This window comes from Anaeromyxobacter sp. Red801 (assembly GCF_049201065.2).
GTDB lineage: Bacteria > Myxococcota > Myxococcia > Myxococcales > Anaeromyxobacteraceae > Anaeromyxobacter.
In genome coordinates this window covers 2,402,795-2,421,913 of sequence record NZ_CM181236.1, presented here as the reverse complement: position 1 = coordinate 2,421,913, position 19,119 = coordinate 2,402,795, and the positions used below count along the sequence as shown (strand labels likewise).

The window sequence follows — 19,119 nt, the reverse complement described above, 5'->3', positions numbered from 1 at the left end:
TATAGCCGCGACCCCGCCCGGCGCCTCACGAATCGATGCCGCACGCGACCGGGGCCGCGCGAAAGCGGGCGCGCCGCCCGCCGCCGTGCCAGAATGCGCCCGCATGCTCTCCCGCCTACGGGACGCCTTCGAGGACTTCGGCCGGATGATCCTGTTCGCCGGCGAGACCGTCGCCTGGGCGTTCCGGCCCCCGTTCCGGCCAGACCAGGTCCTGGCGCAGATGGCCTTCATCGGCGCCGGCTCCGCCTTCATCGTGGGGGTGACCGGCACGTTCGCCGGGATGGTGTTCGGCCTGCAGATGAACTACGCGCTCCGCCAGTTCGCGGCCGAGGGCTACACCGGCGGCTCGACCGCGTTCGCGCTGGCGCGCGAGCTGTCGCCGGTGTTCACCGCGCTCATGGTGACCGGGCGCGCCGGCAGCGCCATCACCACCGAGCTCGGCACCATGCGCGTCACCGAGCAGATCGACGCGATGGAGACCATGGCGGTCTCGCCCATCCAGTACCTGGTGGTGCCGCGGGTCGTCGCGTCCGTCCTCATGTTCCCGGTGCTCACCATGCTGTTCAACGCGCTCGGGTACGGCGGCGCGTACGTCATGGGCGTGTTCGTCTCCGGCATCCCCGAGGGCCCGTTCATCCAGCACACCCGCGAGTTCCTGGGGCCGGAGGACATCTTCCACGGGCTCGGGAAGGCGGTGCTGTTCGGCTACATCGTGGCGGTGATCACCACCTGGCGCGGCTACGCCGCGAGCGGCGGCGCGCGCGGGGTGGGAGAGGGGACCACCCGCGCCGTGGTGGCCAGCTCGGTGGCGATCCTGGTCGCCGACTACGCCGGCACCGTGCTGAGCGTGGGGACCTGAGCGTGATCGAGGTTCGCGATCTCTGGAAGTCCTTCGGGACGAACCAGGTGCTGAAGGGCATCACGCTCGACGTGCCGAAGGGGAACACCTACGTGGTGCTGGGCGGGTCGGGCTCGGGCAAGACCGTGCTCATGAAGCACGTCATCGGGCTGCTGAAGCCGGACCGCGGCACGGTGCGGGTCGGCGAGCACGAGATCTCCACCCTGACCGGCCGCGAGCTCAACGAGGCCCGCCGGATGTTCGGGATGGTGTTCCAGGGCGCGGCCCTGTTCGACTCGATGAACGTCTTCGACAACGTGGCGTTCCCGCTGCGGGAGAAGCGCCGCGGGACGCGCCTGGCGGCGACCGAGGTGCGCAAGCGCGTGATCGACAAGCTCGCGGTGGTGGACCTGGGCGAGGAGGTCCTGGGGCGCTGGCCGGCCGAGCTCTCCGGCGGCATGCGCAAGCGGGTCGCGCTGGCCCGGGCGCTGGTCTCCGACCCGCAGGTGGTGCTCTACGACGAGCCCACCACCGGCCTCGATCCCATCACCACCAACTACGTGGACGAGATGATCGTGCACGCCAAGGAGCGCCTCGGCATCACCAGCATGGTGATCTCGCACGACATCGCCAGCGCATTCCGGGTGGCCGACCGGCTGGCGGTGCTCTACGATGGACACCTCGCCGCGGAGGGGACGCCCGCGGAGGTCCGCCAGAGCAAGGATCCCTTCGTGCAGCGCTTCCTCTCCACCTGGTTCGAGAAGCAGTGACCTCCGGGAACCGCCCGTGAAGCCCGCCGTCAACAAGGCCCTGGCCGTGGGCGTCCTCGTCGCCGTCGGGCTGGCGGCGTTCCTGTTCGCGTTCACCTTCTTCAAGAAGGGCGGGTACTCCGAGACCGACAGCTACCTCGTGTACGCGCGCTTCAGCGACGCCACCGGCCTCACCTGGAAGAGCAAGGTGCAGATCGCCGGCATCCAGGTGGGCGAGGTCTCGAAGATCACCCTCGACAAGAACAAGGCGCTGCTCCAGATCCGCATCGACCGCTCGGTGCCGCTCCACACCGACGCCTGCCTCTACAAGAGCTTCCCCTCCGCGCTGCTCCCCGACGCGCTGCTCGAGGTCATCGCCGGCTCCGACTCCGCGCCGCTCCTCTCGTCGCTGCCGGAGGCCGAGCGCGAGATCAAGTGCGTGCGCGAGGCCACCAGCGTGCAGCAGCTGCTCGACTCGATGGCGAAGATCGCCAGCGACGTGCAGCTCGTCACCGGCGACCTCGCCAAGACCGTCCAGGGCGACCAGGGCAGCCTGCGCGAGATCGTGGAGAACCTGGCCCGCATTACGCGCCAGGTGGACCAGGTGGTGGCGCAGAACCGGGACAGCCTGACCGAGCTCATCGCGAACACCCGCGACTTCACCGCCGACCTGCGCGAGATCTCGGCCCGCGACAAGGACCGCATCCACAGCATCCTCGCGAACGTGGACGAGCTCACCGCGCGCCTGAAGGTCGCCGCGGGCAGCCTGCAGGGCATCCTCGACGGCGGAGGGGCCGGCGCCCCCGGCGGCGGCCCCGCCGGCCCTCCCGGCCCTCCGGGCGCTCCGGGCGCTCCGGGCGCACCCGGCGCTCCTGGGGCACCCGGCGCCCCCGGCGCGGCGGGCGCGACGCCGGCGGTCGCCAGCCAGCAGGCGCAGGCGAAGGGCGTGCAGCAGGCGGTGGCGCGCCTCAACGACAGCCTCGCCCGGCTCGACCAGCTCCTCGCCAAGGTGCAGGAGGGCAAGAGCGTCGCCGGCCGGCTGCTCACCGACGAGAAGATGGGCCGGCAGCTCGGGACCGCCGTGGAAGGCGTCTCGGACTACGTGGACCGGCTGCAGAAGATGCAGATCGAGGTCCAGCTCCGCTCGGAGTGGCTGCTCAACCAGAGCGTGGAGGACGGGCGCCCCGGCGCCAAGGTCTACTTCGGCGCGAAGCTGCTCCCGCGGCCGGACAAGTACTACCTGCTCGAGGTCGTGAGCGATCCGCGCGGCGTGGACACGGTCACCACCGACACGATCACCACCCGCACGCCGGGCTCGGTCGGCGACTCCACCACCGTCACCACCCGGACCCGCCACGAGGACAAGGTCACGTTCTCCCTCCAGATGGCGAAGCGCTACGGACCGGTCACGTTCCGCGGCGGCGTCATCGAGAGCTCGGGCGGCCTGGGCGCCGACCTGCACCTGATGAAGGACCGGCTGCAGATCTCGACGTCGCTCTACCAGTTCTCGCGGCCGTACCAGGACGTGTTCCCGCGCGCGAAGGTCTGGGCGAACTACAACTTCCTCCAGCACTTCTACGTCACCACCGGCGTGGACGACTTCCTGAACCGGTGGCGCAGCGCCGCCTCGCCGGACGGGCGCAGCTTCAACATCGGCACCGACGTGTTCTTCGGGGCGGGCCTCTACTTCACTGACGACGACCTGAAGACGCTGCTCGTGTCGGGCGCCGGCAGCGCCGCGAGCGGCGCCAGCAAGTAGGCCCCGATTCCGCTCACGGTGAGCCCGGTTCCGCTCGCCGTGAGCCCGATTCCGCTCACGGTGAGCCCGTCGAACCGTGAGCGGGGAGCCCCCGCGGAGGCGACCCCGTGGGCGGGGTGGGGCGCGAACCGCCCCGGCGGCCCGTGGCTCCCATGAAGCGGGCCCTCACCCGCGTTAGGAGTCCTCCGCCCATGAACGGTCGCCTCAAGCTCGTCCTCGTCGCGCTCCTCGCCGTGGTGGCGTTCCAGGTGTTCTTCCGCGGCCGCGGCGAGCCCCGCTCGCAGGGCGGCGGCCACCCCGCGCCCCCGCTCGCGCTGCCCGACCTGGCCGGGCGCACCGTCGACCTGGGGTCGCTCCGCGGCAAGGTGGTGGCGGTGAACTTCTGGGCGAGCTGGTGCGGCCCGTGCCGCGCCGAGATCCCGGACCTCGCCGAGGTGTGGAGGGCGCAGCAGGGCAAGTGCTTCGAGCTGCTGGGGGTGGCGGAGGAGTCCGGGCGCGAGGACGTGCTCGCCATGGCCCGCGACATCCCGTACCCGATCCTCTTCGACGCCCGCGCCACCGCGCTCGAGCCGTGGGGCGTGCCCGCCTACCCGCGCACCTACCTGGTGGACGCGCAGGGCACGGTCCAGCACGTGTTCGCCGGGTCGCTGGACCGGGAGACGCTCACCGCCGCGCTGGAGCCGCTGCTCCCGGCGTCCTGCCCGAAGGGCTGACGAACGGGTTGGCGTGGCCCGCGCGGGCGCGGTAGATCCGCGGCGTGGCCACCCCGAAGTGCCCGATCTGCGGCCGCGCCGTCGCGCCGCGCCCCGCCAATCGCGCGTTCCCGTTCTGCTCGGACCGCTGCAAGCTCATCGACCTCGGCAAGTGGCTGGGCGAGGAGTACCGGATCCCCGGCCCGCGCGCCGGCGACGGGGCCGAGGCGCCGGAGCGGCCGGAGGACCGCGAGGAGGACGAACCGTGAAGCCCGTGCTGGTCCTGGCGCGGCCGCTGCCGCACGCCGACGTCGGCGCGCTCGCCGGCCGATTCGAGCTCCGCGGCGGCGACGCCGCGCTGCCCCGCGCCGAGCTCGCGGCGGCGGTGCGCGACGCGGACGTGCTGGTGGTCACCTACCTCGACCGCGTGGACGCGCCGCTCCTCGAGGGCGCGCCGGCTCCGCCACCTCGCCTCCTACGGCATCGGCGTGAACCACCTCGACCTCGGCGCCTGCCGCGCGCGCGGGCTGTGCGTGACCAACACGCCGGACGTGGTGACCGCCGCCACCGCCGACCACGCCTGGGCGCTCCTGCTCGCGGCCGCGCGCCGCGTCGCCGAGGGCGACCGGGTGATCCGCGCCGGCGGGTGGACCAGCGTGGACCCTGCGTGGATGCTCGGCACCGAGGTGAGCGGGAAGACGCTCGGCCTGGTGGGGTTCGGGCGCATCGGCCAGGCGGTGGCGCAGCGGGCCGCCGGGTTCGGGATGCGGCTCCTCTACGCGGCGCCGCGCGACGCCGGCTTCCCGGGCGCGCGCCGGGTGGAGCTCGACGAGCTGCTCGCCGCCTCCGACTTCGTCAGCCTGCACGTGCCGCTCACGCCCGCGACCGAGGGCCTCGTGGACCGGGCGCGCCTGGCGCGCATGAAGCCCGGCGCCATCCTGGTGAACACGGCGCGCGGGCAGGTGGTGGACGACGCGGCGCTGGTCGAGGCGCTCGCCTCCGGCCGCCTCGCCGCCGCGGGCCTCGACGTCTTCCGCGACGAGCCGAGGGTCCCGGAGGCGTTCCTGGGCCTCCCGAACGTGGTGCTCACGCCGCACCTCGGCTCGGGCACGCGCGAGACCCGCGCCGCCATGACGCGGATGGTGCTCGACGAGGTGCTCCGGGTGGCGTCCGGCGAGGCGCCCCGCCACCCCGTGCCGTAGCGCGCGAGCCTCGCGCCCGCCGGCCGTCGCCGTGGTATGACGGGCGGCCATGTCCGAGCCCGCACCCAGCCCACCGCGTGCCAGGACGCACCGCTGGGCGCAGGTGATCGCCGGCCTGGCGATCTCGGCCGTCGCGCTCTGGCTCACGCTGCGGGGCAAGGACCTCGGCGGCATCGGCCAGGCGCTCCGCGACGCCGACTACCGCTACCTCTGGCTGTACCTGCCGTTCCTGGCGGCCATCCACCTGCTGCGCACGGTGAGGTGGGGCCTGCTGCTCGAGCCGGTCGCGAAGGTGCCCTTCGGGCGCCTCAACGCCGTCTCCGCCGTCGGCATCATGGCGCTCTCGCTGCTGCCGTTCCGGCTGGGCGAGTTCGCGCGGCCGTACCTCGTCGCCGACCGGCCCCGGCTGCGCGTCTCGAGCGCGCTGTCGTCGGTGGTGGTGGAGCGGGTGGCCGACGGGATCTTCACCGGGCTGCTGCTCATGGTGTCGCTCCTGTCGGTGCCGGAGGGCACGCCCGGGCTCCGCGTCATCCGCACCGCCGGCGTGGTGGTGTCGCTCGCGTTCGTGGCGCTGCTCGCGTTCCTGGTGGGCGCGTACCGGAACCGGGCGCTGGCGGTGTCGCTCGCCACCCGCCTCGCCACGCCCATCTCGCCGCGGCTCGCCGCGCGCGGGGCGGGGATGCTGGACGCGTTCATCCACGGCCTGCGGCTGGTGCCGTCGGGGCGGAAGGTGGCGCTGTTCTTCGCGCTGACCGCGATCTACTGGGGCGTGAACGTCTGGGGCATGCAGGTGCTGGCGCGCGGCTTCGGGTTCGACCTGGGCGCCGCGGCGGCCTGCACCGTGCTCGGGGTGCTGGTGGTGGGGGTGATGATCCCCGCCGGTCCCGGCATGGTGGGGACGTTCCAGGGCGCGGTGGTGCTCGGCCTGAGCCTGGTCGCGCCGCGCGCGGCGGTCGCCACGCACGGCGTCGCCTACGCGAACGTGCTCTGGGCGGCGCAGATCGGCGCGCAGGTCGCGGTGGGCCTGCCGTTCCTGTTCTCCCGGCACATCGAGCTGGGGCGCCTGTTCACCGCGCCGCGCGAGGTGGAGGCGGGCCTCGAGGACGAGGAGACGGAGTACCGCGCCGGCCAGGGCCGCTGAGGCCGGCGCGTCGCGATCAGGGCAGCGCCGGGGCGGGATCGCGCAGGACGGCCCGGGCGGCGCGGTCGAGGACCTCCTCGAGCTCGCCCAGGAACCCGGCGTCCACCGCGCGATCGATCTCGGCCAGGAACGGGTCCAGCTCCGAGGCGGCGGCGTCCTCGAAGGGCAGGAACAGCGTGCGGGGGCGGGGCGCCATCACAGCTCCTCCTCGAGCCAGCGCAGCAGCGCGTCCTTGATCCGGTCCGCGGGGCGGTTGCGGGGGAGCGGCGCCGGCGGCGGCGCCTCCGGGGCGCGGAGCGGCAGCTCGGGCGGGGGAGCCTGCTCGGTGCGCGTGGCCAGCAGCTGCGCGGTCTTCCGCATCCGGTATCCTCCGATATCGAACCTTCGTACCACGCTTCGGTGACACGTCAAGGAACCGTCCGCCCGTGTTCCGGCCCGGGGTGGGAGAATGATCGGCCTGGCCGGAAGGAGCCGCCCATGTCCGCTCCGCGCACCCTCGTCCTCTCGCTCGCCGCCGCCCTCGCCGCGTCCGTCGCCTGCCGGGGCGGCGATGGCGGCGGCCGCCGCGTGCCCGCGCTGCCGCCGCCCGCCGCGGTGGACCGGTCGCCCAGCCTCGTCCCCGCCGCGAGCTGCGAGGCGCTCGAGACGGCCATCGAGGACGCCGTGGTGCTGCAGATGCGGAGCGAGCTCGAGCAGCTCCGGCTGAGCTGGGGCGGCTGGGGGGGCGTGCCGGTCGGCGGGGCCCCGGGGGACGCCGGGTCGCCCGCGCCGTCCGGCTACACGACCACCAACGCGCAGGTGGCCGGCGTGGACGAGGCGGACTTCGTCCAGAACGACGGCACGCGCATCGCCGCGCTCGCCGACGGCCGGCTGCACCTGCTGGCCAGCTGGCCGGCGGACGCGCTGGCGGAGCGGGCCTCGGTGGCGATCGAGGGCTGGCCGCGGGACCTGTTCCTGGCCGGCGACCGCGTGGTGGTGTTCAGCACGCTCTACGTGCCGCGCGCCCTGGAGGGCGACGCGCCGATCTGCGGCGGGCCGGGCATGGGCGCGCCCGGCGTGGCGAGCGACGCGTTCTGGTGCGGCCACGACGCGAGCAACGTGACCAAGGTGACCACGCTCGACGTGACCGACCTCGCCGCGCCGAGGGTGGCCGCCGAGATCTACCTGCCGGGCAGCTACCTCGCCGCGCGGCGCATCGGCGCGCGCGTGCGCCTCGTGACCACCGACGAGCTCCCGTACCCCGAGGGCGTCGCGTACTGGCCGCCGCTGGCGCCGGGCGCGAGCGCCGACGAGCGCGACCGGGCCTTCGCGGCGCTGGAGGACGCGAACGAGGCGCTCATCCGCGCCCGCCCGCTGGAGGACTGGCTCCGCCGCGGGGAGGTGAAGCGGGCCGACGGCACGAGCGCGCCGATCGCTTACGCGTGCACCGACTTCGCGCTGGGCGCCGCGCCGGTCCGCCCCGGCATCCTGACCGTCGCCACGCTCGATCTCGACCGGCAGGCGCTCGCCTCCAGCACCTCCGTACTGGCCCGGGCCGGCGTGGTGTACGCGTCGCGCGACACGCTCTACGCCGCCGCGAGCCACTGGTGGTGGTGGCCCATGCCCGGCCAGGCCGACGCGACCTACCTGCACGCGTTCGACCTCCGCGATCCCGACCGCGCCCCGTACCTCGGCTCCGGCGTGGTGGACGGGACGCTCGACGACCCGTACCAGCTCGACGAGCACGAGGGCGCGCTGCGGGTGGCGAGCACGCTCGCGACGCGGGTGGCCGGGAGCGACCCGTGGGGCGCCGTGGAGCGCGCCAGCCAGCTGACCGTGCTCGGCCTCGCCGACGGCGCGCTGCGCACGCTCGGGAAGACCGCGCCGTTCGGCCGCGACGAGACGCTCTTCGCGACCCGCTTCCTCGGCCCGCGCGGCTTCGCGGTCACCGCACGCCAGATCGACCCGTTCTTCACCTTCGACCTGTCCGATCCGGCCAGCCCGCGGCTCGTCGGCGAGCTCGAGCTCCCCGGCTTCATCGGTTACCTGCACCCGCTCGACGCGACGCACCTGCTCGGCGTCGGCCGCGAGCCCGGCCCCGGCGGCAGCATGCAGGTGAAGGTGCAGCTCCTCGACGTCACCGACCTCGCCGCCCCCGTCGCGGTGGCGACCGCGCTGGTCGGGGAGGGGTGGAGCTGGTCGGACGCGCTCTGGGACCCGCACGCGTTCACCTGGTTCCCCGGCGCCGCGGGCGGCGGCCTGCTCGCGATCCCGTTCGTGGACTACGGCACGAGCGGGCTCGTCTCCGACCTGCGGCTGTTCCGGGTGGATCCCGCCACCGGTATCACGCCCGCCGGCGCGCTCTCGATGGCCGACGTGTACGCGAGCGCCTCGGGCCCGGGCTGGAGCTTCGCCTGGTCGCCGTACGTGCGCCGCAGCGTGCTCGCCGACGACCCGGTCTCCGGGACGTTCGTGTACGCCGTGAGCGACGCCGGCGTCCGCTCGGCGCGCGTCGCCGACCTGCCGGCGTGGCTGCGGACGGTGACGTTCACGCCGCTCGCGGCGCCCTGATCCCGGCCGTCGCCGGGCCTACCGCTCCTTCCAGGTGGGCGCGCGCTTCCCCAGGAACGCGCGCACGCCCTCCACCGCGTCCTCGGTGGCGGCGAGCGTGGCGAAGAGGTCGTCGGCGAGGTCGATGCGCTCGAGCGCGGGCAGGTCGGGGAGCCGGTTCAGGCCCTCCTTCCCGATGCGCAGCGCGAGCGGGCTCTTCGCGGCGACCTTCTGCGCGAGCTTCAGCGCCTCGTCCGCGAGCGACGCCTCCGGCACCACCCGGTTCACGAGCCCCAGCGCCATCGCGTCGGCCGCGCTCACCAGCTCGCCGGTCAGCAAGAGCTCCGCCGCCTTCTTCCGCCCGATGAGCCGCGCCATCGCCGCCGCCGGGCCGAGGCAGATGAGCCCCACGTTGATGGCGGTGGTGCCGAACCGCGCCGTGTCCGCCGCGACGGTGAGGTCGCAGGCGAACGCGAGCCCCGCGCCGTTCGCCACCGCGTAGCCCTGCACCGCCGCGATGGTCACGGTCCGCATGCGCGCCAGCGTCCGGTAGAACGCGTCGATGCGCTGCAGGAGCTCGCGGTACTCGCGCTGCGTCCGCGGCGTGAACTGCTCGAGCGCGATGCCGGTGCAGAAGTTCTTCCCCGCGCCCTCCACGATGACGACCGTCACCTCCGGATCGTCCTCCATCGTCCGCAGCGCCTGGTCGAGCTGGTCGGCGAAGGGGAGGGTGAAGGTGTTCATCGCCTCCGGCCGGTGGAGCGTGATCCAGCCGATGCGGCCTTCCTTCCTGGTCCTGACGAGCACGTCGTTCATGGGATCCCCTGGGCGGTGGAGCGGGTGGGGGCGGCGAGACTCGCCCCCGAGCTTTTCACGATCGGCGCACCGGGCGCGCGCCCGAAGTTCGGGCCGCGCGACGTGCGGGCACGAAAAAGGCGCCGCGGACCGGGGTCCAGGGCGCCGAATTCGTTCAAGGTTGCGCGGGCTTGGAAGAGTGGTGAGGGGGAGAATCGAACTCCCGACCTAGGGATTATGAGACCCTCGCTCTAGCCGACTGAGCTACCTCACCGGTCCTGCGGAACGCGGGTTCATATCCCTCTCGCCGGGAACGCGTCAAGCGCGGCGCGCGCCCGGCCGCCTGGCCGCCGGGAGGGCGCCGGCCGGCGACGGCGCGGCGCGGCGAGGAGCGGTCCCGCACCGCCGGTCCCGGCGGCCCCGCGAGGCGACCTGACCTGCCGCGCTCGCTCGGGTTAGATCTGGGCGAGGCAACCAGCGCTCACAGCGAGGGGAATCCATGGGCTCGAAGCCGGCGAAGGACCAGACGCGGCGGGTGGAGAAGCGGGGCGACACGCCGAAGGCGCCGGACCGCGCCGAGCGGCCGCTGTACGGGCGCGACGAGATCGCGCGGGTGCTGGAGGCCCGGGACCGCTGGACGCAGGACGAGCTGGCCGAGGCGCTGGCGCGGCTGCCGCGCCGCAAGGCCGCCTTCCAGACCGACTCCGGCATCCCCATCCCCGACGTGATCGACCCGGCCCACCTGCCGGAGCACGACTTCCTGCGCGACGTGGGCTACCCGGGCGCGTACCCGTTCACCCGGGGTCCGCAGCCGACCATGTACCGGGGCCGGCTCTGGACCATGCGCCAGTTCGCCGGCTTCGGCACGCCCGCCGACACGAACAAGCGCTTCAAGTACCTGCTCGCCCACGGCGTGAACGGGCTCTCCACCGCCTTCGACATGCCGGCGCTCATGGGCTACGACGCCGACCACCCGATGAGCCGCGGCGAGGTGGGCAAGGAGGGCGTCGCCATCTCCACGCTGGAGGACTTCGAGGTCCTGTTCGACGGGATCCCGCTCGGCGACGTCACCACCTCCATGACCATCAACGCGACCGCGGTGATCGCGCTCGCCATGTACGTGGCGGTGGCGGAGAAGCAGGGCGTGCCGCGCGCGAAGCTGGGCGGCACGCTCCAGGCCGACATGCTGAAGGAGTACATCGCGCAGAAGGAGTGGATGATCCCGCCCACGCCGGCGGTCCGGATCGTCTGCGACATGATCGAGTTCTGCGCGAAGGAGATGCCGCGCTGGAACCCGGTCTCGATCAGCGGCTACCACATCCGCGAGGCGGGGGCGACCGCGCTGCAGGAGCTGGCGTTCACGCTCGCCGACGGCATCGAGTACGTGCAGGAGTGCGTGGACCGCGGCATGGACGTGGACGCGTTCGCGCCGCGCCTCTCGTTCTTCTGGGACGTGCACAACGACCTCTTCGAGGAGGTCGCGAAGTTCCGCGCCGCGCGCCGGATCTGGGCGCGCACCATGAAGGAGCGCTTCGGCGCGAAGAAGCGCGAGTCGCTGCTGCTCCGCACCCACGCGCAGACCGCCGGCGTGTCGCTCACGGCCCAGCAGCCCTACAACAACGTGGTCCGCGTGGCGCTCCAGGCGTTCGCGGCGGTGCTGGGCGGCACCCAGTCGCTGCACACCAACTCGCTCGACGAGACCTACGCGCTCCCCACCGAGGAGGCGGTCACGGTCGCGCTGCGCACGCAGCAGATCATCGCGCACGAGTCCGGCGCCGACCGCGTGGTGGACCCGCTCGCCGGCAGCTACTACGTCGAGTACCTCACCGGCGAGATGGAGCGCCGCGCCATCGAGTACCTCCGGCGCATCGACGACATGGGCGGCATGCTCCGCGCGGTGGAGGAGGGCTACCCGCAGCGCGAGATCGCCGAGAGCGCCTACCGCTGGCAGCGCGACGTGGAGAGCAACGAGCGGCTGGTGGTGGGCGTGAACGCGTTCCAGGCGCGCGAGGAGCAGCAGATCCCGCTCCTCCGGATCGACGAGACCGTCGCGCGCGAGCAGGTGGAGCGCCTGAAGGCGGTGAAGGCCCGGCGCAGCGCCGCGCGGGTGGCCGAGACGCTCGCCGGCGTGGAGCGGGCGGCGCGCGAGGGGACGAACGTGGTCCCGCCGGTCATCGAGGCGGTGAAGGCCTACGCGACGCTGGGCGAGATCGCCGACACCTTCCGCAAGGTGCACGGGACCTACCGCGAGGACGGCCGGTTCTAGCCCGGGCGCGTTCCGGTACACTGGGCGGGTGGACGGCTCCCCCGCGCCGCACTGGTCCGACGGCTACTACGGCGCGCTCTACCTCGAGCCGATCGCCGACCTGCTCACCCCGCGCCTGACGGCGCTGGAGGCCGAGGTCGTCGCGGGCCTGCTCCGGCTCGGCCCGCGCGACCTCGTGCTCGACCTCGCCTGCGGGCACGGGCGCCACGCGCGGGCGCTGGCGGGCCGGGTCCGCGCGGTGGTGGGGCTCGAGCGCAGCGCCGCGTACCTGGCGCGCGCCCGGGCCGCTACCCCGGCGCCCGTCGGCGGGCCGGGCCCGGCCTGGCTCCGCGCGGACCTCCGCGCGCTGCCGCTGCGGCCGGGCGCCTTCGACGCCGCGTTCTCCTGGTACGCCTCGCTGTTCATGTTCGACGACGCCGCGAACGCCGCGTGCCTCGCGGCGCTCGCGGCCGCTATCCGGCCGGGCGGGCGGCTCCTCGTGCACCACGCGAACCCGCTCCGCCTCGCGCGCCAGCCGCGCGACGCGTCGCGTCGCACCCTGCCGGACGGCTCGGTGGTGGAGGAGACCTCCGAGTTCGACCCGGCCACCGGAGTGGACCGCTGCCACCGGCGCCTGGTCCGCCCCTCCGGCGCGGTGTTGGCGGGCACGGCGGAGTTGCGGTACTACAGGCCTTCCGAGTGGAGGTCCCTGGCCGCTGGCGCCGGCCTCCGCATCCTGGAGCTGACGAGCACGACCGGCGCGGGGGAGCACCCGCGCCGCGAGCTGGATCCCGAAGCGCCGGATCTCATCGCCCTCTTGGAGAAGCCGATCACATGAGCCCCGCCACCGAGCGCCCCCTCCGCATCCTCGTCGCCAAGCCCGGCCTCGACGGCCACGATCGCGGCGCCAAGATCATCGCCCGCGCCCTGCGCGACGGCGGCTTCGAGGTCATCTACACCGGCCTGCACCAGACGCCGGAGATGATCGTGGCCGCCGCCGTCCAGGAGGACGTGGACGCGATCGGCCTGTCCATCATGTCCGGCGCGCACATGACGCTGTTCCCGGCGGTGATCGAGCTGCTGGGGGAGAAGGGCGCCTCGGACATCGTGGTGTTCGGCGGCGGGATCATCCCGCAGGACGACGTGCCGCGCCTGAAGGAGAAGGGCACCGCCGAGGTGTTCCTGCCCGGCTCCTCCACCCAGGCGATCATCGAGTGGATCCGCGCGAACATCCGTCCGCGCGCGGCGGCCGCCTAGCCGCGCCGGCGACCGCCGGGCGCCCGCCCGCTCGCCCGCCGGCGCGCGAGGTCGCACGCGTTCGGCAGTGACCCCAGCGGTGCCCCCGGGAGCGCCCTCCGCCGGCCTAGTGTCTCCTGCGGGAGGCGCTCATGGCTGCACGCGTGGAGGAGCGGATCGTCGCGGGCGGCGACGGCGGCGCGCTCGTCGTCCACCACCTGGTGCTGCGCGGCTCGAACCGCGCCATCGGGCGCCACCTCGGGGAGATCGCCCGGACCCGCTACGGCGTGGAGGCGACCGCCGCGCGCGACCCGCTGCGCGTCCGCGTGCAGGCCGAGTGGCTCCGGCGGAACGCGCCGGTGCTCCACGAGCGCGTGCGCGGCGCCGCAGATGCGTTCGGGGTGGACGCGGGCGACGACGCCTACGACGTCTCGCGGCTGGGGGCGCCGCCGCCGGTGGCGGGCTGCTCCGCCGCGTTCGTGCCGCCGCGCGACGCCGCCGGCGGCCACCCGCTCGTCTCGCGCGCGTTCGACCACGCGATGCCGTGCGGGAACCGGCCGCGGGGCTGCGGGCCGGGCGCCGACCGGCCCTACCTGCTCGAGCTGCACCCGAGCGACGGGCACGCCACGCTCGCGATGGTGGCGTTCGACCTGCTGGGCGGCGCGCTCGACGGGATCAACGCGGAGGGGCTGGCGGTCGTGGCCGCGTCCGACGTGGAGGCGGCCGAGGCGCGTCCGCTCGAGCCGGAGGCGGAGACGGTCGGCCTCGACGAGCTGCAGCTCGGGCGGCACCTGCTCGAGACCTGTGCGAACGCGATCCAGGCGCGCGAGGCGCTGCTCGCGGCCAAGCACCACTACGCCGCGTACCCGGTGCACTGGCTCGTGGCGGACCGCCACGGCGACGCGTTCGCGTTCGAGGTGGGCCTGGGCCGCAACCGCGTGCACCTGCTGGACGCGGCCGGCCTCCCGCTCGTCCTCACCAACCACGCGCTGCACCGCCACCCGGAGGACGAGCCGCTGCCGGCCGGGCCCGGCCCCTCGGGCACCTACGCGCGCTGGCGGGCGCTGCGCGGCGCGCTGGCGGAGGCGGCCGACCCGTGGACGCCTTCGGCGCTCGCCGCGGCGGCGGCGCGCGCGTTCGTGGAGCCGCCGGACGGCCCCGGCGAGCTGCCCGACGATCGGACGCTGTGGCACGGGATCTACGACCTGCGGGAGCGCGCGCTGGAGGTGACGTTCCTCGAGCGCGAGGAGCCGGATCCGCTCCGGCCCGGCGGCCTCCGCTCGGTGCGCACCCCGCCGCTCCGCTTCGAGCTGCGGGACTGACGCTAGCCGCCGGTCCCGATCATCGGCAGCAGCCCGTCGCCGCCGCGCTCCATGTCGTGGCGCTCGCCCTTGCCGAGCAGCGCCGCGCGGATGGCCGCGGCGATCTCCGCGTCGCCCGCGCCGCCGCGCAGCAGCTCCTTCAGCCCGAGCCGCTCGCGGCCGCCCAGGCAGGCGCGCAGCGAGCCGTCGGCGCCGACGCGGACACGGTTGCAGCCGTCGCAGAAGTTCTCGGTCATGGCGCCGATGAAGCCGACCAGGCCGGTGACGGTCCGGCCCTCGTGCTCGGAGGTGCCGCGCATGTGGTAGGCGGGGCCCCAGCCGCGCGTGGCGTCGGGCTCGAGCCGGACGCCCTGCGCCTCGAGCAGCCGCTTCACCTCGGCGGTGGGCACCGGCTTCCCGGGCCCGAACGGCATCAGCTCGATGAAGCGGGCGGTGGCGCCGAAGCCCCAGGCGAAGCGGGCCAGCGCGCCCAGCTCGTCGTCGTTCTGGCCGCGCACCACCACCACGTTCAGCTTCACCGAGGCGAAGCCGGCGCGGTAGGCGGCCTCGATCCCGGCCACGATCCGCTCCAGCGTGGCGGCGCGGCCGGCGATGCGGTGCAGCTTCTCCGGGTCGAGCGTGTCGAGCGAGACGTTGAGCCGGGTGACGCCGGCCTCGCGGAGCGGGCCGGCGAGGGCCTGCAGCAGGTGGCCGTTGGTGGTGAGCGCCACCTCCTCGATGCCGGGCGCGCGCGCCACCTCGCGGATCACGTCCAGCACGTCGCGGCGCAGCGTGGGCTCGCCGCCGGTCAGGCGCACGCGCCGGATGCCGAGGCCGCCGAAGATGCGGACCAGCCGCGCGACCTCGTCGCGGGCGAGCGGGTCCTCGTGCGTCTCCGGCGCGGCCGGCGAGCAGTAGCTGCACCGGAAGTTGCAGCGATCGGTGAGCGAGAGGCGGAGGTAGACGATCCGGCGACCCTGGCCGTCCACGAGCGGCGCGGCGGCCGGGGAGGGGTGTTCCTGGAGCACGGCGCCTCATACCACCACGGCGGGGGGAGGAGAAAGCCACCGCGAGACCTGCGCGGCCGCGCACAGCCGCGCCCTCAGGCGGTCGAAGGGTCGCCCCTCGACGGGCTCGGGGCGAGCGAAGTCCGGAAATCCGCTCGGGGTGAGCCCGTCGAACCCCGAGCGGCCGGGCCCGGGATCAGATGGGCCGCTCGTCCGACGGCCGCGACAGCTCCAGCAGCTCGTCCTCGCTCAGCGACAGGAACGCGTCGGCGGCCCGCGGGTCGAACTGCGTCCCGGCGCAGCGCAGGATCTCCTTGCGCGCGTTCTCGGTGGAGGTGCGCTTGCGGTAGGGCCGGTCGCTCGTCATCGCGTCGAAGCAGTCGGCGATGGCGAAGATGCGGGCCGAGAGCGGGATGGCCTCGCCGGACAGGCCGCGCGGGTAGCCGCCGCCGTCGAAGCGCTCCTGGTGGCAGAGCACCATCTCGGCGGGCACCTGGAGGAAGTCGACGCTCTTCAGGATGTTGAAGCCGATCTGCGGGTGCTTCCGCATCTCGGTCCACTCCTCCGGCGTCAGCTTCCCCGGCTTCAGCAGGATCGCGTCGGGCACGCCGATCTTGCCGATGTCGTGCAGCAGCGCGCCGCGGCCGACGTCCGGGAGCGCGGCCTCGGGGAGCCCGACGCGGCGGGCGATGGCGAGCGTGTAGCGCACCACCCGCTGCGAGTGGTCGCTGGTCTCGTGCTCGCGCGCGTCGAGCGCGGCTACCAGCGTCCACAGCGTCTGCGAGTAGGTGCTCTCGAGGTCGTGCAGGGTGCGGGAGAGCTCGGCGGTCTTCTCCTTGACCCGGTTCTCGAGGCTGCGGCGGTAGCGCCCGCGCGCCAGCTCCAGGCGCCGGCGGCCGAGCGCCCGCTCGATGGCGCGGATGAGCTCGGTGACCTTGGGCGGCTTCAGCAGGTAGTCGGCCGCGCCGTTGCGCAGGCACTCGACCGCCGCCTCGGTGTCGCCGTACGCGGTCAGCATGATGACCGCCGTGTCGGGCGAGGCCTCGCGCATCTGCTCGAGGAGCCAGAAGCCGTCGCGCGCCGGCATGCGCACGTCGCTGATGACGAGCGGGTAGTCGGTCTTGCGGGCCTCGTCCAGCGCCGCCTCGGCGCTCGCCACCGTGGTGCAGACGTATCCTTCCTCGCGGAGGAGCACGGTGATGACGTCCCGGACCGCGGCGTCATCGTCGACGATCAGGATCCGGGTGGCTTCGGGGGCGATCTCCGTCATTCGGAACCGGGGCGGACTGGGCGAACCCAAGAGGGGAGAAGCGCGCGGAGTATAGCATGCAGGTACGCTCCCCAATGTGTAGGGTAGCTGGGGGCGGGCGGGCAAAGGAGCGGCGCGTCTTGACCCGGCTCGAACCCATCGCTACATCGGCGGCGCAATGAGCGTACCCCGCAGCAGCCTGCCGGTCCTCGGCACCGAGGCGCCCACCTCGCGGCGCGACATCGCGACCGCGATGCGCGAGCACGGCATCCCGATGGGCGCCAAGAAGCCGAGCTGGCTCCGGGTGAACGTGCCGGGGGGCGAGCGGTACCAGAAGGTCCGCGAGACGCTGAAGGGGCTCCAGCTCCACACCGTCTGCGCCGAGGCGCACTGCCCGAACGTGGCCGAGTGCTGGGGCGGCGGCACCGCGACCGTCATGCTGATGGGCGACGTGTGCACCCGCGGCTGCCGCTTCTGCAACGTGAAGACGGCCGCCCACCCGCCGGCGCTCGATCCCGACGAGCCGCGCCACCTGGCCGAGGCCATCGCCGAGCTGGGGCTCGACTACATCGTCGTGACCAGCGTGGACCGCGACGACCTGCCCGACGGCGGCGCCGCGCACTTCGCCGACGCGATCCGGCGGCTGAAGGAGATCCCCGGGCTGCTCGTCGAGGTGCTCACGCCGGACTTCCGCGGCGACCCCGCGGCGGTGCGCACCGTCGGCCGCGCCGCCCCGGACGTCTTCGCGAACAACCTCGAGACCGTGCGCCGGCTCACGCCGGCGGTCCGCGACGCGAAGGCCACCTACGACCAGACGCTCGGCGTGCTCGCGCAGATGAAGCGCGAGTTCCCGCAGGTGGTCACGAAGTCGTCGATCATGGTCGGCCTGGGCGAGCAGGAGGCCGAGGTGGTCGAGGCGATGCGGGACCTCCGCGCGAACGGCGTGGAGATCCTCACGCTCGGCCAGTACCTGCGCCCGAGCGCCTGGCACCTTCCGGTGGTGGAGTACGTGTCGCCCGAGCGCTTCGCGGCGTACCGGGACCAGGGGCTCGCCCTCGGGTTCCGGTACGTGGCGAGCGGCCCGCTGGTCCGGTCGTCGTACCGCGCCGCGGAGCTGTTCCTGCGCGGCGAGATCGAGTCGAGGACGAAGCCCCGCTGACAACAGGAGCGAGCATGCGCCGAGAGCACGTGGTGGGTCCGCCGACGAGGCATCACCCGCGCGAGGCACGGGACTACGAGCCCGGCCGGTTCCTGAAGGAGTTCCCGCTCCACACGGTCATCCGCGAGGACGGCTCCGCCGATCCGGACGAGGTGGTCCTGCCGGACGCCGAGGCGCTGCGGCTGTACCGGTGGATGGTGCTGAACCGGGCGCTCGACGAGCGGATGATCACGCTGCAGCGCCAGGGGCGGATCGGCTTCTACATCGGGTCGATCGGCGAGGAGGCCACGGTGCTCGGCACGGCGGCGGCCATGGACGAGCGCGACTGGATCTTCCCGTGCTACCGCGAGCACGGGGCCGCGCTGCTGCGCGGCATGCCGCTCGTCACCTTCGTCTGCGACCTGTTCGGCAACGGCGGCGACGCCATGAAGGGCCGGCAGATGCCCTGCCACGAGGCGTGGCGGCCGGGCCGCTTCACCTCGATCAGCTCGCCCATCGCCACCCAGGTCTCGCAGGCCATGGGCGGCGCCTGGGCGGCGAAGCTGAAGGGCGAGGAGATGGTCGCCATCACCTACTTCGGCGAGGGCGCCACCAGCGCGCACGACTTCCACACCGGCCTGAACTTCGCGGCGGTGCGGAAGATCCCGGTGGTGTTCGTGTGCCGCAACAACGGCTGGGCCATCAGCGTGCCGCGCGAGCGGCAGACCGCCTCCGAGACCATCGCGCAGAAGGCCATCGCCTACGGCATGCGCGGCGAGCGCGTGGACGGGAACGACCTGCTCGCGGTGTACGCGGCCACCCGCCGGGCGCGGGCGCGCGCCGCCGCCGGCGAGGGCCCGACGCTGCTCGAGTGCGTGACCTACCGCATCGAGGGGCACTCCACCTCCGACGACCCGCGCGCGTACCGGCCGGCCGAGCTGGTCGAGCCCTGGAAGCGCAAGGACCCGATCCTGCGCATGCGCCGCTACCTCTCGCGGCGCGGCGCGCTCGACGAGGCGCAGGACGCCGCGCTCCGCGACGAGGTGCGCGAGCAGATCCAGGTGGCGCTGAAGGAGGCCGAGGCGTTCCCGGCCAAGCCGCCCATCGAGACGCTCTTCGCCGACGTGTACGAGGAGCCGCTCTGGCAGCAGCGCGAGCAGCTCGCCGAGATCGAGGCGGCGGTGGCCGCGGACCCGCGCGCGGCGAACCCGCGCCACTCCGACGCGTGATACAGGGGG

At 73.9% G+C, this 19,119-nt stretch carries 19 protein-coding genes and 1 tRNA gene; 14 read left to right on the top strand and 6 right to left on the bottom strand.

The window, feature by feature from the left end:
• The first annotated feature begins 103 nt into the window (after positions 1-103).
• The 7 genes from ACOQFB_RS11155 to ACOQFB_RS11125 all read left to right on the top strand — a co-directional run bounded on the left by ACOQFB_RS11155 (position 104) and on the right by ACOQFB_RS11125 (position 6,381).
• Positions 104-859 (top strand): MlaE family ABC transporter permease, encoded by a 756-nt coding sequence (locus ACOQFB_RS11155; RefSeq protein ID WP_421610293.1) that lies wholly within the window; start codon positions 104-106, stop codon positions 857-859.
• Positions 860-861: 2 nt separating this feature from the next.
• On the top strand, positions 862-1,608 hold the full coding sequence (locus ACOQFB_RS11150) for an ABC transporter ATP-binding protein (RefSeq protein ID WP_421610292.1): 747 nt from the start codon (positions 862-864) through the stop codon (positions 1,606-1,608).
• A 16-nt stretch (positions 1,609-1,624) separates the two neighbouring features.
• Positions 1,625-3,346 carry an MlaD family protein gene (locus ACOQFB_RS11145; protein WP_421610291.1) on the top strand — a complete coding sequence of 574 codons (1,722 nt, stop codon included), beginning with the start codon at positions 1,625-1,627 and terminating at the stop codon, positions 3,344-3,346.
• Positions 3,347-3,537: 191 nt separating this feature from the next.
• Positions 3,538-4,059 (top strand): TlpA family protein disulfide reductase, encoded by a 522-nt coding sequence (locus ACOQFB_RS11140; RefSeq protein ID WP_059437165.1) that lies wholly within the window; start codon positions 3,538-3,540, stop codon positions 4,057-4,059.
• A gap of 44 nt (positions 4,060-4,103) precedes the next feature.
• Positions 4,104-4,307: a DNA gyrase inhibitor YacG gene (locus ACOQFB_RS11135; RefSeq protein ID WP_059437164.1), complete on the top strand. Its 204-nt coding sequence runs from the start codon at positions 4,104-4,106 to the stop codon at positions 4,305-4,307.
• Between the two features lie 219 nt (positions 4,308-4,526).
• Entirely contained in the window at positions 4,527-5,240 is a 714-nt protein-coding gene (locus ACOQFB_RS11130) for an NAD(P)-dependent oxidoreductase (RefSeq protein WP_494492568.1), read from the top strand.
• A gap of 49 nt (positions 5,241-5,289) precedes the next feature.
• A complete protein-coding gene (locus tag ACOQFB_RS11125) occupies positions 5,290-6,381 on the top strand; it encodes a lysylphosphatidylglycerol synthase transmembrane domain-containing protein (protein WP_421610289.1) in 1,092 nt (363 codons plus the stop codon).
• Between the two features lie 16 nt (positions 6,382-6,397).
• On the opposite strand, the gene ACOQFB_RS11120 is transcribed toward ACOQFB_RS11125, so the two are convergent.
• Positions 6,398-6,577 carry a hypothetical protein gene (locus ACOQFB_RS11120; RefSeq protein WP_059437161.1) on the bottom strand — a complete coding sequence of 60 codons (180 nt, stop codon included), beginning with the start codon at positions 6,575-6,577 and terminating at the stop codon, positions 6,398-6,400.
• Positions 6,577-6,741 carry a hypothetical protein gene (locus tag ACOQFB_RS11115; protein ID WP_193388346.1) on the bottom strand — a complete coding sequence of 55 codons (165 nt, stop codon included), beginning with the start codon at positions 6,739-6,741 and terminating at the stop codon, positions 6,577-6,579. The genes ACOQFB_RS11120 and ACOQFB_RS11115 overlap by 1 nt, the downstream gene beginning before the upstream one ends.
• A gap of 117 nt (positions 6,742-6,858) precedes the next feature.
• Here ACOQFB_RS11115 and ACOQFB_RS11110 point away from each other — a divergent pair, with 117 nt between their 5' ends.
• Positions 6,859-8,931, top strand: a complete 2,073-nt coding sequence (locus ACOQFB_RS11110; RefSeq protein ID WP_421610288.1) for a beta-propeller domain-containing protein — start codon at positions 6,859-6,861, stop codon at positions 8,929-8,931.
• Between the two features lie 18 nt (positions 8,932-8,949).
• On the opposite strand, the gene ACOQFB_RS11105 is transcribed toward ACOQFB_RS11110, so the two are convergent.
• Together ACOQFB_RS11105 and ACOQFB_RS11100 are read right to left on the bottom strand one after the other, a co-directional pair.
• The gene (locus tag ACOQFB_RS11105) at positions 8,950-9,726 is read right to left on the bottom strand and encodes an enoyl-CoA hydratase/isomerase family protein (protein ID WP_421610287.1); all 777 of its coding nucleotides are present in this window, start codon (positions 9,724-9,726) and stop codon (positions 8,950-8,952) included.
• Positions 9,727-9,905: 179 nt separating this feature from the next.
• Positions 9,906-9,979, bottom strand: a tRNA-Met gene (locus ACOQFB_RS11100).
• A 225-nt stretch (positions 9,980-10,204) separates the two neighbouring features.
• Between ACOQFB_RS11100 and ACOQFB_RS11095 the strand changes: the two genes are divergently transcribed.
• The 4 genes from ACOQFB_RS11095 to ACOQFB_RS11080 all read left to right on the top strand — a co-directional run bounded on the left by ACOQFB_RS11095 (position 10,205) and on the right by ACOQFB_RS11080 (position 14,508).
• Positions 10,205-11,971, top strand: coding sequence for a methylmalonyl-CoA mutase family protein (locus tag ACOQFB_RS11095; protein ID WP_421610286.1), 1,767 nt, complete (start codon positions 10,205-10,207; stop codon positions 11,969-11,971).
• Between the two features lie 28 nt (positions 11,972-11,999).
• Positions 12,000-12,788 (top strand): class I SAM-dependent methyltransferase, encoded by a 789-nt coding sequence (locus ACOQFB_RS11090; RefSeq protein WP_421610285.1) that lies wholly within the window; start codon positions 12,000-12,002, stop codon positions 12,786-12,788.
• On the top strand, positions 12,785-13,207 hold the full coding sequence (gene icmB, locus ACOQFB_RS11085; RefSeq protein WP_059437156.1) for a coenzyme B12-dependent isobutyryl CoA mutase small subunit: 423 nt from the start codon (positions 12,785-12,787) through the stop codon (positions 13,205-13,207). The genes ACOQFB_RS11090 and icmB overlap by 4 nt, the downstream gene beginning before the upstream one ends.
• Positions 13,208-13,338: 131 nt before the next feature.
• A complete protein-coding gene (locus ACOQFB_RS11080) occupies positions 13,339-14,508 on the top strand; it encodes a C45 family autoproteolytic acyltransferase/hydrolase (protein WP_059437155.1) in 1,170 nt (389 codons plus the stop codon).
• A 2-nt stretch (positions 14,509-14,510) separates the two neighbouring features.
• Here ACOQFB_RS11080 and moaA read toward each other — a convergent pair whose 3' ends face one another.
• Complete coding sequence (gene moaA, locus ACOQFB_RS11075; RefSeq protein ID WP_421610284.1) at positions 14,511-15,515, bottom strand: GTP 3',8-cyclase MoaA; 1,005 nt, start codon at positions 15,513-15,515, stop codon at positions 14,511-14,513.
• Positions 15,516-15,690: 175 nt separating this feature from the next.
• Complete coding sequence (locus ACOQFB_RS11070) at positions 15,691-16,764, bottom strand: HD domain-containing phosphohydrolase (protein WP_059437153.1); 1,074 nt, start codon at positions 16,762-16,764, stop codon at positions 15,691-15,693.
• A gap of 157 nt (positions 16,765-16,921) precedes the next feature.
• On the opposite strand from ACOQFB_RS11070, the gene lipA reads away from it, so the two are divergent.
• Both lipA and ACOQFB_RS11060 read left to right on the top strand, forming a co-directional pair.
• Positions 16,922-17,902 carry a lipoyl synthase gene (gene lipA, locus ACOQFB_RS11065; protein WP_059437152.1) on the top strand — a complete coding sequence of 327 codons (981 nt, stop codon included), beginning with the start codon at positions 16,922-16,924 and terminating at the stop codon, positions 17,900-17,902.
• A 14-nt stretch (positions 17,903-17,916) separates the two neighbouring features.
• Positions 17,917-19,110, top strand: a complete 1,194-nt coding sequence (locus tag ACOQFB_RS11060; protein ID WP_421610283.1) for a thiamine pyrophosphate-dependent dehydrogenase E1 component subunit alpha — start codon at positions 17,917-17,919, stop codon at positions 19,108-19,110.
• Positions 19,111-19,119: the final 9 nt, after the last annotated feature.